The sequence below is a fragment of the Bacteroidota bacterium genome (genome assembly GCA_021300195.1).
Taxonomy (GTDB): Bacteria; Bacteroidota; Bacteroidia; order J057; family JAJTIE01; genus JAJTIE01.
In genome coordinates this window covers 1-15,217 of sequence record JAJTIE010000038.1, presented here as the reverse complement: position 1 = coordinate 15,217, position 15,217 = coordinate 1, and the positions used below count along the sequence as shown (strand labels likewise).

The window sequence follows — 15,217 nt, the reverse complement described above, 5'->3', positions numbered from 1 at the left end:
TACCGACGTTTACGTCCCATTCCAAAGATACCACACTACATGTCACCCCGTATCCTGTATCCCCTGTCTGCCATTATGCTTGTAATGGTGGGTATGCTGGTTGGTTTTAACCTGAAGCTGGAAACCCGAGAGCAGCGTGCCATACGCAAACTGGAGGAGGTGTACTACAAGGTAGCTGCCAATTACTTTGAGGAAGTGAATCCGGAAAAAATGACCGAGGATGCCATAAAAGGCATGCTGGAGGGCCTGGATCCGCATACCTTCTACATACCCCTGAAGGATATGCAGAGTGTGAACGAGAATATGCAGGGCGCCTTTGAGGGGGTAGGCATCGAGTTTAACATTGTAGAGGATACGCTGTATGTAGTAACCGCCATATCCGGTGGCCCAAGCGAGAAAGTGGGCATCCAGGCCGGAGACCGCATCATCTCGGTAGACGGGGAGCGGATAGCTGGCGTAGGCCTGACCAATGACGATGTGATACGCCGCCTGCGTGGCCCCAAGGGCACAAAGGTGAAGGTAGAGATCAAGCGACTGGGCATCAAGAAGCCCATCCTGTTTGAGATAGAGCGCGACAAGATCCCCCTGTATGCGGTAGACTATAGCTACATGATCGATAACGAAAATGGCTACATCAAGGTAAACCGGTTTAGCGAGACTACCTATCAGGAGTTTGTAGAGCACCTGCTGAAACTGAAGCGCCAGGGCCTGAAAAACCTGATCTTGGACCTGCGGAACAACCCGGGCGGCTATCTGTATCAGGCTACGCAGATGACGGATTTCTTCCTGAAACAGGGCCAGCTGATTGTGTACACCGAAGGACGCATACCCAGCAGCATGAGCCGCCACGAGGCCAGTAGCCGCATAAACGACTTTGAGCAGGGTGGGCTGGTAGTGCTCATCAACCAGGGCAGCGCATCGGCCAGCGAGATTGTGAGCGGGGCCGTGCAAGACCACGACCGGGGCCTGGTGGTTGGCCGCCGCAGCTTTGGCAAAGGGCTGGTGCAGCAGCAGTACACCCTGTCCGACGGATCAGCCATACGCGTAGTAGTTAGCCGCTACTTTACCCCCAGCGGGCGCTGTATACAGAAGCCCTATGTGCCTGGCCATACCGAAGAGTACGAACAGGAGGCCTACGACCGCTACGAAACCGGTGAAGCCTTTGACGAAAGCAAGATAAACCTGCCCGACAGCCTGAAGTACAAGACCGATGCCGGACGGGTGGTGTACGGCGGCGGCGGCATCCTGCCCGATGTGTTTGTGCCCACCGACACCAGCGAAACCAGCGAGTACCTGACCAACCTGATCAAGAGCCGCATATTCGAGACCTTTGCCTACCGCTACAAAGACACGCACCCCGGCCTAGCCACCACCTACCCTACGGGCCGTGCCTATTCCACGGGCTTTCAGGTAGACAAGGCGCTGATAAACGACTTTACCACCTTTGCCGTAGAGCATGGGGTGCCCTATGTGCAGGCCGGCTATGTTAAGAGCGAACGCTTTATACGCAACAACCTGAAGGCCCAGATAGGCCGCGCCTACTACAACGACGACGGCTTTTGGCCCGTTATCCTCCAGGCCGACGATGTGTTCCAGAAGGGGCTGGCCCTTATGCCCGACGCCATCCAGCTGGCCAAGACCGGTAAGTTTGCCAAAGACAAAGAATAGGCATGCTGCCGCTCAAAGACCTGGAGCGCCTGCTCTTTATCGACATAGAAACTGCCCACGGCCTGGCAGACTATAACGACCTGAGCGAGGTGATGAAGAAGCACTGGGCCCGCCGTGCCCGGCGCGAGCTGCGCCTGGATGAACCCCCTACGCCCGAGCAGGCCGAGGCTGCCTACTACGATCGGGCCGCCATACCGGCCGAGTTTGGCAGGGTGGTGTGCGTCTCCATCGGCTACCTGGTGGTGCAGCAGCAGCAGCCGGTAGAAATCCGGCTAAAGTCTTACTACGGCACCGACGAGCGCACGCTGCTGGCTAGCCTGGTGCAGCTACTGCATGAGCACGTGGGCCCCAACCAGTACACCTGGCAGCGGCTGTGCGGCCACAACATCAAGGAGTTTGACGTACCCTTTCTGGCCCGGCGCTGCCTGGTACACGGCCTGCTGCCCCTGCCCTATGTGTTCAACCTGTACGGGATGAAGCCCTGGGACGTGCCGCACGTAGACACCATGGAGCTGTGGAAGTTTGGCGACTACAAGAGCTTTACCGCCCTGGAGCTACTGGCCGAGCTGCTGGGCATTCCCTCGCCCAAGGGTGATATAGATGGATCGCAAGTAAGCCGCGTGTACTGGCAGGAGGAGGACCTGGCCCGCATAGCCCACTACTGCGAGCAGGACGTGGCCACTACGGTAAACATCATGCTCCGCCTATCGGGCTACGAGCCCATTATCGAGCACATACGCTATTCCCACTGATTTGCTAACTTCGCCCCTATGGCTACTTATTTGGTTACCGGCGGTGCCGGCTTTATTGGCATCAACCTGGCAAAGGAAATACTGAAACGTGGGCACCAGGTACGGATACTTGATAACTTCAGCACCGGCCGACGCGAAAATCTGCTTCCTTTTCTGAAAGACGTGGAACTGATAGAAGGCGACATCAGTAGCTACCACATTGTGCGCAAGGCGGTAGAGGGGGTGGACTATGTGCTGCACCAGGGGGCCCTCCCCTCGGTGCCCCGCAGCATAAACGACCCTATTACCAGCAACAACGTAAACATAAACGGTACCCTGAACCTGCTGCAGGCCAGCCTGGAGGTGGGGGTGCAGCGCTTTGTATATGCCAGCAGCAGCAGTGTGTACGGAGATAGCGAGGTAAGCCCCAAGCATGAAGAGCTGAAGCCCAATCCCAAGAGCCCCTATGCCATCAGCAAACTGACGGGCGAGTACTACTGCCGCGTGTACCACGACCTGTTTGGCCTGCAAACCGTGGCCCTACGATACTTCAACGTGTTTGGCCCTCGCCAGAACCCAAATAGCCAGTATTCTGCCGTTATTCCGCTCTTCCTGAAGCTTATTCAGGCTGGTAAATCCCCCCTCATCCACGGCGATGGCAGCCAGAGCAGAGACTTTACCTACGTGGCCAACAATGTGGCGGCCAACCTGCTGGCCTGCGAAACCGAAGGCCTGGGCGGCCAGGTAATGAACATTGCCTGCGGTGGCAGCTTCACGCTGATAGAGCTGGTAGATGCCCTGAATGAGATACTGGGTACCCAGGTGCAGCCCACCTTTGGCCACCCGCGCCCGGGCGATGTAAAGCACAGCCGTGCAGACATTACCAAAGCCCGGCAGCTAATGAACTATGAGCCTGCTGTAGGCTTTAAGGAGGGCCTGCGCCTGCTGGTCGAAAACTTTGAGCTCGCCTAGCATAGGCACCACCCTATACCTTGCAGCCCGCCGGATCTCCATCTTTGGTTATTGCTCCGTGGATTTTAATCCGATAAATTTGATCTCCATGATCGGCAGGCACATACTTCTGCTGCTTCTGTGCATGGGTGGCTGCCACGCCCTGTACGGCCAGCAGCTGCGGCTACTATCCGTGCAAGACACGGCATTCCCCACCATAGATGCCGAGATAGAGCTGCGCGACCTGGCAGCAGAGCCCGTGCGCGAAGATTTTGTGGTAAAGTCTGGCGATCGCCCCTATCCCTTCGAGCTACAGGTACTAGCCAGGCCCGCCTCCGCCACCGTGTCTCGGCAAGTGCTTATCTTGATAGAGGCCAGCCCGGCCGCTGCGGGCGAAGACCTGCTCAGCCTGAAAAAGGCCCTGAAAACTACCCTGGAGCGGGTGCCTGGGCACACGGCCATCGGCATGGCCTACTTCACCGCCCAGCGCGATACCGGCTTTTCGATCCTGCAAGAGCCTACAGCCGATGCCGAGCGCTATACCACTGCGCTCAATCGGCTGTATTCCAACCCGGACACCAACCGGGCCTACACCCTGCTAACGCGGGTAGACCAGGCTGCACGCTGGCTCGGCACCCACAAGCAGGAATTGCGTTCTGAGTTATTGGTGCTCAGTGTCGCCTCGGGCCGCGCTGCCGGAGACCCGGACTTATCCGCACTACGGGCCTACGCCCAGGATGCCGATATCCCCATACACAGCATCGTGCTGCGCGGCCAGCAGGCCCAGGTGGCAGACCAGCTGAAGGAGCTAAGTGCCGGCACCCAGGGCAAGTACCGGACTACCCGTAGCCTGAGTGGCCTTACGGCTGCCCTGGAGAATGTGCTGGGCAGTACAGACAGCCAGCCGCAGCGGGGCGATTATCGGCTACGCATCCGCTTCAGCAGCGATGAGCGCGAGGATGGAGAAACCCACCAGGCACTGGTACTATACCGCGAGGAGCACGCCTGCACAGTGCCCTACCTGGCCGCTCGTGCCTCCTACCGGGCGCGGGCCAATGGCGGCCTGCTACAGCGCTACAGCCTATACCTCATCCTGGCGGGTGGCGGGGGCATCCTGCTGCTACTTGTTTCGGCCTACGTGCGCAGGCACAGGCGCAGCCGGCTACAGGCCCTGCAGGAGCAGCAGTGGCACCAGCAGGCCAGCCAGAAAATAGGCACCGTGCAGCAGCAGCCCAGTGGCCAGGTGGCGCAGCCACTACCACCCGGCACCAGCCCGGCACCACAGCAGCTGGAGGCCGAGATAGCCGGAGAGCACCTCTGCTTCGTACTGGCGGGCTACACGCTCACGCTGGGCCGCACGCCCGAAAACGACATTACCCTGCCCCATGCCACCGTAAGCGCCCGGCATGCCCTGCTCCGCCAGCAGGGCGGCAGCTGGTGGATAGAGGACCTGGGCAGCACAAACGGCCTGATGCTAAATGGCATGCAGGTGGAAAGGGCTAGCCTGAAACCAGGAGATACCATCAGCGTAGGCAAGGTTACACTTCGGGTGAAGTGATCCGGGCCCATGCCCAGGGGTGCCACAGCGGCCTGGCTGTATAGGCGAGCGCTGTGCGCTGCCACATAGGCGGTGTGCACACACGGCAAGCGGTAGCAGATAATCCTTTTGAGTGTAACCCGGGTATCAGGGCGTATTCTGCTTCGCATTTTAGTTGTTTATGTTTTCTAAATAGATTAGCTTTGGGTGCTAGAATGATGTAGCTGCATCCCCGCAGCTACCTCCACGTCCACAACACAACATGATTGTAAACCCAGCATGGGGCAGGTTTGCGCCACTCGAATCAATGAAAACAATTCTGCCGGAGTTTTACTATAAGCAAGAGGGAAATGAAGTGCGCGCCTACTGCATGCTTCCACATTATCTGGTCTGTATCGGGTGGACCCGGGCTGGTGCAAAACTGGTGCCCATGCTGCTTGAGTGGGAGGATGCAGCAGAGATATCCGACATAGCCCGCACCCTGGCCGAATATCGGAGTGATGTAGCGCAATTCGAGCTGGTAAAAACCGCCTTGCGCACGGACATAGAGGAACAGGTTTCATGCCTGCGAGACCATTTTTCTTGAGTCTTTCCGGTACATTTGTACCATGTGTGGGCATCTGCTGCTACCATGGCTTCCATCCAGGCTTTTCCGGCTGCTTTTGGGTTTCGGGCTTATCCCCGTGCTGTGGCTGCTTGCAGGTTGCGAATCGGGCTGCTCCTACCAGGCACCCCCACCAGTTAGCATCATCCCTGTCAGCATTGTAAGGCAGCCCAGAAATCCGGTGCAGCCCCTTCTTTTTGTAGAACGGGCAGATACGCTACTGGATGCGCTGGGTATTTTGGCCGAGCCCCCCTTCTATACCGGCGATACGGACGGTGCTACACTGCCCCTAGATTGGCAGCGTACGCAGCTTACCTACTATTTCAATCGCGATGGCGTGCTGGATACCCTATGGCTGGCCTATACGGTGCAGGAGCGCCTGGTAGACAAGGACTGCGGGTTTGTAACTGAATTTAAGGAGCTGCGCATCCTGCGGCACACCTTTGCGGACGCAAAAGTAAGCGATGAGACCCTGCGTATTTTTTATCTGGATTAGCCTGCCTGGCCTGCTAGCCCTGGCGCAGGCGCAGCGCACCCGCCCTGGCGACTGGCTGCTGGGGCTAGACCCCACCAAGAACTACCTGAACCTGGGCGAGAGCCAGATGCTGGCCCTGGATGGCATAGCCCGATACCAAACCGCTACCGACCTGCAGCTGGCCCTAAACGCCGGCTATGCACACTACCGCCGCCAGGTGCCCGAAACGGGCAATGACTACCGGGCCAACGGATACTACCTGAAGCCCCTGCTGTTTTACCAGATTTACGACCGGCTATCCCTGGGGGCGGGGCCATTTGTCTCCGTTTTTGCCGAGGAGAACCACTATACCGCTGCCCATAGCCCCGCGCGGCTGGAGCGCCGTTTTGGCCCTTATCGGCAGCTGGCCTATGGGCTGGAAATGAATGTTCTGCTCACACATTTTTGGGGTTCGTTTGGCATCGGCCTTATGCCCCGCATGTCTTACCTGATGAGCCGAACCCAGCCAGACCGGATAACTGCCACCGGGGGCCTGCAGCCCGATGCCGATACCCCCCGCCTGCCCAGCCGCTACCTGCCGGGCCTGGGCCTGGAGAATGCTACCAAGGCCCTTTACCCCTCGCTGCACATCTATGCCATGTGGCTGCTAAGGGCCCCGAACAGGCCCGGAAGACGATAACCCCAGTGCCCCTCCTCTGCCCTATGCGGAAAAAGCAAGCCGATGCCCTGGGCCGCCCCGATGCGGCCACATTTGCCCACCAGCCCAGGCTGCCCCTGCTGCTGGTGGCAGACAATGTGCGGAGTATGCACAACATTGGGGCCTTCTTTCGCACTGCCGATGCCTTTGCCCTACAGGGCATCCTGCTGTGTGGCATCAGTGCCTGCCCCCCACACAGGGATATCTACAAGGCGGCACTGGGGGCAGAGCAGACCGTACCCTGGAGATATGAGCAGGATGTGGTGCTGGCGGTAGCCGGGCTGAGGGATCGGGGCTACACCATAGCCCTGCTGGAGCAGACCGATGCCAGCCTCCCTCTGGCAGCCTATCGGCCCCCGCAGGGCCACCAGCCCCTGGCCCTGGTGGTAGGAAACGAGGTACAGGGCGTGAGCGAAAGCCTGCTCCCACTGGCCCACCTGGCCCTGGAGATACCCCAGTGGGGCACCAAGCACAGCCTGAATGTAAGTGTGGCTGCCGGCATTGCCCTCTATACCCTGGCTGCTGCCCTGCGCGGCTAGCCTGGCAGTGTGTCCGTGCGTGGGAAAAAAGTCGTGAGGAAAAAGCGCATCCAGTAGCCCCATGTCCCTGCATACAGGCAGGTTTCTCCTACGGGGTAGTAGCGGGTGCTGCTAAAAGCCCCTATGAGGCCTGCCGGTATTCCTGTGATGCCATCAGGCGTGCCAGGCGCTCCTGCACATAGTGTAGCTGCAGGGTGTATTCGGTAATGCCTGAGCCTGGTAGCTCATACATCAGGTCTGTCATGATATGCTCCATAATGGAGCGTAGGCCACGTGCACCCAGCTCCAGTGCCACGGCACGCTCCACCACATGGTCTAGCACCGCTTCCTCTATGTGCAGGCGGATGCCCTCCAGCTCCATCAGGCGCATATACTGCTTTACGATGGCATTTCGGGGCTGCGTCAGGATGGCACGCAGTGCCGCTGCATCCAGCGGGTTCATGTGGGTGATGATGGGCAGGCGGCCTATTAGCTCGGGTATCAGGCCAAAGCGCTTCAGGTCAATGGGCTGTACCAGCTTCATCAGGTTTTGCTTTTCGGCCAGCTGGCGCTTCTCTTCGGTTACAAAGCCTACGCGCTGCAGGTTTACCCGCTTGCTGATTATGCGGTCTATCCCCTCGAAGGCACCGCCGCATATAAACAGGATGTTCCGGGTGTTAATCTTCACATAGTTCTGGTCGGGGTGCTTGCGCCCACCTTTTGGGGGTATATTGGCCTCGGTTCCCTCCAGTATCTTTAGCAGGGCCTGCTGTACGCCCTCGCCGCTCACATCGCGGGTAATGCTGGGATTGTCGCTTTTGCGGGTAATCTTGTCTATCTCGTCTATGTACACAATGCCGCGCTCGGCAGCCGCTGCGTCATAGTCTGCGGCTTGTAGCAGGCGCACCAGCAGGTTCTCCACATCTTCGCCCACATAGCCCGCCTCGGTAAACACCGTGGCATCGGCTATGCAGAAGGGCACCTTTAGCATACGGGCTATCGTTTTGGCTACCAGGGTTTTTCCTGTACCGGTAGGCCCCAGCAGCAGGATGTTGCTTTTTTCCAGCTCCACCTCGTCCTCGGGATGCTTTGCCAGGTGGTGCAGGCGCTTGTAGTGGTTGTATACGGCTACACTGAGCACACGCTTGGCATCTTCCTGGCCTATGATGTACTCGTCCAGGCGCTTATGCATGTCTTTGGGGCGAAAGTGCTCGAAGCTGATCTGCTCCAGCCCACTCGCGTCTTCCAGCAGCAGTTCTTGTTTGATGAGGTGGTAGGCATTGTCTATACAATAGTTGCAAATGTATGACTCGCTCATGCCGGCTATCAGCATGGCCACCTCCTCGCTACTCCTGCCACAGAAGCTGCAAAAAGCGGACGATCCGGTACTTACTTTTTTGGCCAAAACGATGGGTTGTTTGCTGTTCTATTTCTTTTTCTCGGGGTTGTGGCCTATCACCTCGTCTACCAGGCCATAGGCCTTGGCCTCTTCGGCTATCATCCAGTAGTCGCGGTCGCTGTCTTCCCATATCTTGTCATAGGTCTGCCCACTTGCCACTGCCAGTATGCGGTACAGCTCCTCCTTTATTCTGCGGCCTTCCTTCAGGGCGATCTCCATGTCGCTTATCTGGCCCTGTGTGCCGCTCATGGGCTGGTGTATCATCACCCGGCTGTGGGGCAGTGCGGCGCGCTTGCCCTTTTCGCCAGCTGCCAGCAGTACAGCACCCATGCTGGCTGCCATGCCGGTGCAGATGGTGGCCACGTCGGGGCTGATGTGGTTCATCACATCATAGATAGCCAGGCCGGCATACACGCTGCCGCCAGGCGAGTTGATGTAGATACTTACGTCCTTCTTGGCATCAGCACTCTGCAGGAAGAGCAGCTGGGCTACAATGATGTTGGCCACCTGGTCGTCCACACCAGTACCCAGGAAGAGGATGCGGTCCATCATCAGGCGGCTGAATACGTCCATCTGGGCCACATTCAGCTGCCGCTCTTCTATGATATAGGGGGTCAGGTTTACCGGCCCCATTTTCTTGCTATAGTCATGCAGGGTATTGCTGCTCATACCCAGGTGCTGCACCGCGTACTTCTCAAATTCGTTTTTCATGTGTCTTATGGCTGAATAAGGTTTTTATCGTTACTGCTTTCCGGTCTATCGTTCGGGTTCTTTGCCAGGCTGCCGTGGGCGGTGGGGGAGGGTGGCCATTCTGCCTGGCACACTGCATGTGCTGCAGGGGCCCCCGTTATCCGCCCAGGGGTGCAGCTATAACCCTAGTGGTGGTGGGCCGGTTCCTGGGTTGCCTTGTTAAATTCGCTGGCTGAAAGGGTTCGGGCTTCCAGCTCAAACTTGGTCTCCAGCAGCCAGTCTTTGATGCGTACGTCCTGGGCGGTGCGGCTCTCGCGCTCCAGCATTTCCTGGCTCTGGGCAAACGACTCGGCCAGCTGGTCCAGGCGCTGCTCCATCTCCGTCTGTCGCTTGGCTGCCTCCTCAGCATCCTCTCCCTCTGCGGCCTGCAGGGGCTGCATATAGGCGCGGAACTTCTTCTTGATGGATTCTTTTACCTGCTCCTCGCTCACCTTCAGGTCTTCGTTCTGGGCCAGTATGGCATCGTAGATGAAGCGCAGGCGAAACTCTACCAGGTAGTTGCTCAGGTTCTCGTCTATGTTCTTCCGTTCGCGGTCGTCCTTGGCCTCATCCAGCAGGAACTGGCGAATGAAGCTGATGGGCAGCGGGAAGGGGTGCGCGTTGAGTAGGGCGCGGATGAAGTCGGCCTCATACTGACGCTCGGCCTGGGTGGTATACTCCTGCTGCAGGTAGTCTTTCACCCGTGCCCTGAAGTCGGCCTCGTCCTTTATCTGCTTCTCGGCCTCGGCTTCTTCCAGGCGAAACATCTTGTTGAACCAGGCTACATTGGCTTCGGCAGGCTGCTGCTCCTCTATCTGCTCTACGGTGATGCGGAAGGTTTTGGTCTCCAGCTCGTGGTAGTATTCGTGGCTTATCTCCAGCACACTCATGGCAGCGTGCTCGCTGTCAAACAGGTCTGTCAGCTTTACCTCCAGGCTATCTCCAGGCTTGGCACCTTCCAGCTTCTTCACCACTTTTGGCTCAAAGCGGGTGTGGATGTAGAGCTTGCTGCTGAAGCCCTCGCCTGCTGCCAGTGGGTCTGTGCCCGCTGCGCCAGCCAGTTCCTCCAGCTGGGTCTGCACAATATAGCGTCGGGTCTGCACGTCTGCTACGGCCTCGGCAGGCGCAACGCTGCCACTCTTGTAGCGCAGGTCTAGTATGTATTCATCCACATCCTGCTCACTCACGGCTACGGTGTATTGGGTCAGCTTGGGCAGCTGGTCTATCTGCAGCGCTACATCGGGCTGTATACCCATCTGGAACTCGAAGAAGTATTCATTCTGCTCCAGGTCGTCTTTCACCTCATCGGTCAGGTTGCTGCGCATCAGGTAGGGGCGGCCCAGTACCTTCATTTCTTCGGCCTGCACATACTTCATCAGCTCGTCCATGGCATTTCGGCTCAGTTGGTCGAACAGCAGGCTGGGGCCAAAGCGCTTGCGGATCAGGCCCATGGGCACCGTGCCCGGGCGGAAGCCAGGCAGCTGGGCCTGTTTGCGGTATTTCTTTAGCTGATCCGTAAACTGATCGGCATAGTCTTCCGGGGCAAGCGTTACGGTGATGACTCCTACCTGATCTTCTTTGATTTCTTTGGCGATATTCAAGGTGTATCCTGTTTAGGTGTTTCTGAAAGAGCGTGCCCAGGTGCAGAGTAGCCGGGTGGCTGCCCATAAAAAAGGCCAAGGGGTTTGTCAAAAAACCCCTTAGCCTGATTTATTTCGGAGGCTGCTCTTGGCGGCAGCCTCCCTGGGGTGGTGCGGATGAAGGGACTCGAACCCCCACTCCGTAAAGAACCAGATCCTAAATCTGGCGCGTCTACCAATTTCGCCACATCCGCATTAGGCCTGCAAAGATAAAAAGAAAAGAAACAACCGCTATGGGTTTTTTATCGTATTTTGTAGGATACAATTTTCTGTGTATGTCCACTCCCAGCCAGGCTGCCCCCACCACGGTTCAGCAGCGCGATGAGCGAAAACTGATCCTGAATGCCTACAAGCGCCTGATGAAGGCGGCGCACCCCTTCACCACCAAGGAGGAGCGCAAGGAGATCCGCCAGGCTTTTGAGTTTAGTGCCGAGCTACACAAGGATGTGCGCCGCAAAAGCGGCGAACCCTACATCCTGCACCCGCTGGAGGTGGCCCGCATAGCCGTGGCCGAGGTGGGCCTGCTGGATAAAACCAGCATAATATGCGCCCTGCTGCACGATGTGGTGGAAGACACCCATATCGAGATAAAGCAGATCAAACGCATGTTTGGTAAAAACGTGGCCCAGATTGTAGACGGGCTTACCAAGATCAGCCAGGTATTCCACCCCGGTAGCACCAGCCAGGTGGAGAGCTACAAAAAGATGCTGCTAACCATGAGCGACGACATACGCGTGGCACTGGTGAAGCTGGCCGACCGCCTGCACAACATGCGTACGCTGAAGCACATGAAGCGCGAAAAGCAGCTGAAAATAGCCAGCGAAACCATCTATCTATACGCCCCCCTGGCCCACCGCCTGGGCCTGTACAACATAAAGCAGGAGCTGGAAGACCTGAGCCTGAAGTACACCGAGCCAGCGGTGTACAAGCAGATAGAAACCCACCTGGCCGAGAGCAAAACCAAGCGAAACCGCTACATCAGCCAGTTTATAAAGCCCATACAGGCACGCGTAAAAGACCTGGATGTGCCCTGCACCATAACCGGTAGGGTAAAGAGCGTTACCTCCATCTACAACAAAATGAAGAAGCAGGAGGTGGACATAGATGAGGTGTACGACATTTTTGCCATCCGCATCATCCTGAAGAAAGACTACGAGAGCAGCGAGCTGGAGAAGGCCGACTGCTGGCGGGTATACTCGGCCGTAACCGGCATGTACCGCCCGCACCCCGACCGGCTGCGAGACTGGATAAGCAGCCCCAAGAGCAATGGCTACGAGAGCCTGCACACCACCGTGCTAGGCCCTGGTGGCCGCTGGGTGGAGGTGCAGATACGCAGCCAGCGCATGGACTATGCCGCCGAAAAAGGCCTGGCCAGCCACTGGAAGTACAAGGACAAGGACGCCAGCCAGGATGCCATGATGGAGCAGTGGCTGGCACGGGTGCGCGAGTTTCTGGAAAGCAGGCAGACCAACGCCTTCGACTTTGTAGACGACCTGAAGGCCAATGTGGTGGCCGAGCAGATCTACGTCTTCACCCCAAAGGGCGAGCTGAAAATGCTGCCCGTAGGCGCCACCGCCCTGGACATGGCCTACGAGATACACACCCGCATAGGCCACCAGTGCATAGGGGCCAAGGTAAACCAGCGCGTAGTGCCCCTGAGCCACCAGCTGCACAACGGAGATCATGTAGAGATTATAACCAGTAGCAAGCAGCGGCCCAAGGAAGAATGGACGAGCTATGTGAAAACCAGCCGCGCCCTGCACAAGATAAAAGAAGCCCTGAAGGACGAACGACGCGCCACGGCCGACAAGGGCAAGCGGATATTTGACTGGAAAATCGGCCAGATGGGCATACCCGAAAACCACGAGGTTATCCGCCTGCTGCTGGCCGAGTTCCGCATACCCAGCATCTACGAGCTGTACTACCGCCTGGGCCGCCATACCATAGACACGGCCCGGCTGCTCGAGTTTATAAACCGGTACAAGGACCGGCTGGACGAGTTTAGAGAAGTGGAGGGCGAGCCCGTGCCCCAGGCCCAGCAGCTGGAGCAGTATATACAGAAGGACCCCGACCACCGCCCGGGCAGCATGCTGCGTATAGCCGACAGCCAGTACGAGGAGGTGCAGCTGAGCAGCTGCTGCAAGCCCCTGCCCGGAGACGAGATAACCGGCTTTGAAGACCCCTTTCTGCGGGCTACGGTGATACACCGCGTGAGCTGCCCCCAGGCCATGAAGTGGATGACCAGCCAGGAGGCCAGCCAGGTGCGGGCCGAGTGGCTGCCCACAGACGGCATGCTCTTTCTGGGAGGGCTAAAGATAGTGGGGCAAGACCGTATGGGGATGCTCATAGACATTGTGCGGGTCATCTCCACCCGGCTGCGGCTAAACATCCGCAGCTTCACCATTGGCTCCGAGAACGGCATGTTCGAGGGTACGGTGATGCTCTACGTATCGCACCTGGAGGAGCTGAACGCGGGCCGCGAAGCCCTGCAGCGCCTGCCGGGCATCTTCAGTGTACAGCGGGTGGTGTAGGTGGTGTAGGTGCCTGTCCGCCCCCCGCATTTCACCCCGGGCATGCCCGTCAGGGTAGGTGCTCCTCCAGGTAGTCCAGGTCTTTGGAGAAGGTTTCCTCCATGCTGCGCACAGCCCATAGGGCCAGGCCGATGCAGATGCCGCCCACGATGAGGGCTGCTGCCAGGGTGCCCAGGCCCAGGTAGTGGCCCGAGCGGAAGAAGATAAACAGCAGGGTAATAGGCACCAGCGCCCCGCGTGCAAAGTTGGGCACGGTGGTGGTAACGGTGGCCCGGATGTTGGTGCCAAACTGCTCGCTGGCAATGGTAACAAACACTGCCCAATAGCCCACACTGAGGCCGATGCAGAAGCAGAACAGGTAGAACACAAAGGGCGAGCTGTGCGGCCCCTGCAGCAGCAGGTAGCCATAGTCGGCCAGCAGGCACAGCAGCAGGAAGAGGCCCACGGCACGCCTGCGGCTGCGCAGCAGCTGGCTTAGCAGCCCACTCAGCACATCGCCCACAGCCAGGCCCAGGTAGGCCAGCATGATAGCCCGGGGCACATCTACGGCAAAGGATAGCCCCAGTGCCTCGGCAAACTGGGGGGCCAGGAAGATGAGGATCCCGATAGCGTACCAGGTGGGCAGCCCCAGGGCTATGCACTGCAGATACTTCTTCAGCCACCGCCGATTGCGAAACAGTAGGTCGAACCGGCCCTGGTGTGCCTGCTGCGCCCTGCTGCCGGCATACATGCCACTCTCATACACCCCTATGCGCAGCAGCAGCAGCAGCAGGCCCAGCCCCCCGCCTATCAGGTAGCTAAGCTGCCAGGCGGCCACCCCCAGCCAGGCTGCCAGTGCAGCCTGGTGCCCCACCAGGTAGGCCGCCGGGGCCCCCAGCATGCCAAATGCCGCCACAATGGTGGCCCCATAGCCCCGCTTGCCCTTGGGCAGGGCCTCGCTCACCAGGGTAATGCCCGCCCCCAGCTCGCCCGCCAGCCCTATGCCGGCCACAAAGCGGATGGCTACATAGGCCGGCATGCTGGTTACAAAGGCATTGGCCAGGTTGGCCACACTGTATAGCAGGATGGAGCCGAATAGCACCGATAGCCGCCCCCGCCTGTCGCCATACACCCCCCACAGGATGCCCCCCAGCAGCAGGCCCAGCATCTGCGTGTTGTGCAGCAGCATAAAGCTGCGCTCCACGGCTTCCTTATCCCCCAGGCCCATGCCCACCAGGCTGGGCCGGCCAATCATGCCAAAGAGGATGAGGTCGTAAATATCCACAAAGTAGCCCAGGGCGGCCACGATCACCAGGGCGGTGGCGCTGCCCCTGCGTGGGCCAGGTGGGGTAGTGTTCATAGCCCCAATATAGGGATTTGGCTGTGTGTTCCCTCCAGGGTACTTTCTTTATCTGGGGGGCGGCAGCAGCTTGCCGGGGGCTAGCTACCCTCCACGATGCGGATTTCTGCTTCTGTAAGGCCATAGAGCTGGTATACCAGCTGGTCGATCTCGCGCTCGGTAGCCGCTATCTGCTGCTGCAGGGCGCGGGCACTGGCCGCCTCTTGCTCGTACCAGGCTTCCCACTCGGCCTCCTCGGCCAGGCCGAGGACTATTTTCTTCTTGCCGAGCTCTTTCAGAAATCCGGAATAAGTCAAGCTATACCAGCTTTCCAGCTGCTGGCCGGGTTTATCCAGCGCCGGAAACCGCCGCTGCAGTGTGCGCAGAAAGCGGCCCGTAGCCGCCTGCAGCTGCTGGCG

At 58.6% G+C, this 15,217-nt stretch carries 14 protein-coding genes and 1 tRNA gene; 9 read left to right on the top strand and 6 right to left on the bottom strand.

Annotated elements, in window-relative coordinates; all coding sequences use genetic code 11:
* Positions 1-39 precede the first annotated feature (39 nt).
* From LW884_08905 to LW884_08870, 8 genes are all read left to right on the top strand, one after another.
* Entirely contained in the window at positions 40-1,668 is a 1,629-nt protein-coding gene (locus LW884_08905) for a S41 family peptidase (protein ID MCE3008445.1), read from the top strand.
* A gap of 2 nt (positions 1,669-1,670) precedes the next feature.
* Entirely contained in the window at positions 1,671-2,420 is a 750-nt protein-coding gene (locus LW884_08900; protein MCE3008444.1) for a ribonuclease H-like domain-containing protein, read from the top strand.
* An 18-nt stretch (positions 2,421-2,438) separates the two neighbouring features.
* Positions 2,439-3,371 (top strand): SDR family oxidoreductase, encoded by a 933-nt coding sequence (locus LW884_08895; protein MCE3008443.1) that lies wholly within the window; start codon positions 2,439-2,441, stop codon positions 3,369-3,371.
* A gap of 88 nt (positions 3,372-3,459) precedes the next feature.
* Positions 3,460-4,908, top strand: coding sequence for an FHA domain-containing protein (locus LW884_08890; GenBank protein ID MCE3008442.1), 1,449 nt, complete (start codon positions 3,460-3,462; stop codon positions 4,906-4,908).
* Positions 4,909-5,194: 286 nt separating this feature from the next.
* Positions 5,195-5,473, top strand: coding sequence for a hypothetical protein (locus LW884_08885; protein MCE3008441.1), 279 nt, complete (start codon positions 5,195-5,197; stop codon positions 5,471-5,473).
* A 199-nt stretch (positions 5,474-5,672) separates the two neighbouring features.
* Complete coding sequence (locus LW884_08880; GenBank protein MCE3008440.1) at positions 5,673-5,987, top strand: DUF6452 family protein; 315 nt, start codon at positions 5,673-5,675, stop codon at positions 5,985-5,987.
* Positions 5,956-6,645 (top strand): hypothetical protein, encoded by a 690-nt coding sequence (locus tag LW884_08875; GenBank protein ID MCE3008439.1) that lies wholly within the window; start codon positions 5,956-5,958, stop codon positions 6,643-6,645. Before LW884_08880 ends, LW884_08875 begins: the two co-directional genes overlap by 32 nt.
* Before the next feature lie 23 nt (positions 6,646-6,668).
* Positions 6,669-7,202: a TrmH family RNA methyltransferase gene (locus LW884_08870; GenBank protein MCE3008438.1), complete on the top strand. Its 534-nt coding sequence runs from the start codon at positions 6,669-6,671 to the stop codon at positions 7,200-7,202.
* 121 nt (positions 7,203-7,323) lie between these two features.
* Here the strand turns inward: LW884_08870 and clpX are convergent, their stop codons facing one another.
* The 4 genes from clpX to LW884_08850 form a co-directional block, all read right to left on the bottom strand.
* A complete protein-coding gene (gene clpX / locus LW884_08865; protein ID MCE3008437.1) occupies positions 7,324-8,514 on the bottom strand; it encodes an ATP-dependent Clp protease ATP-binding subunit ClpX in 1,191 nt (396 codons plus the stop codon).
* Between the two features lie 93 nt (positions 8,515-8,607).
* Complete coding sequence (locus tag LW884_08860; GenBank protein ID MCE3008436.1) at positions 8,608-9,153, bottom strand: ATP-dependent Clp protease proteolytic subunit; 546 nt, start codon at positions 9,151-9,153, stop codon at positions 8,608-8,610.
* Between the two features lie 302 nt (positions 9,154-9,455).
* Positions 9,456-10,910: a hypothetical protein gene (locus LW884_08855; GenBank protein ID MCE3008435.1), complete on the bottom strand. Its 1,455-nt coding sequence runs from the start codon at positions 10,908-10,910 to the stop codon at positions 9,456-9,458.
* Between the two features lie 148 nt (positions 10,911-11,058).
* Positions 11,059-11,143: transfer RNA gene (locus LW884_08850), tRNA-Leu, on the bottom strand.
* 81 nt (positions 11,144-11,224) lie between these two features.
* Between LW884_08850 and LW884_08845 the strand changes: the two genes are divergently transcribed.
* Positions 11,225-13,480 carry a RelA/SpoT family protein gene (locus tag LW884_08845; protein MCE3008434.1) on the top strand — a complete coding sequence of 752 codons (2,256 nt, stop codon included), beginning with the start codon at positions 11,225-11,227 and terminating at the stop codon, positions 13,478-13,480.
* Between the two features lie 49 nt (positions 13,481-13,529).
* On the opposite strand, the gene LW884_08840 is transcribed toward LW884_08845, so the two are convergent.
* Together LW884_08840 and LW884_08835 are read right to left on the bottom strand one after the other, a co-directional pair.
* On the bottom strand, positions 13,530-14,819 hold the full coding sequence (locus LW884_08840; protein MCE3008433.1) for an MFS transporter: 1,290 nt from the start codon (positions 14,817-14,819) through the stop codon (positions 13,530-13,532).
* 80 nt (positions 14,820-14,899) lie between these two features.
* Positions 14,900-15,217, bottom strand: a 318-nt coding sequence (locus tag LW884_08835; protein ID MCE3008432.1) for a restriction endonuclease subunit M, incomplete at its 5' end; no start/stop codon positions are given.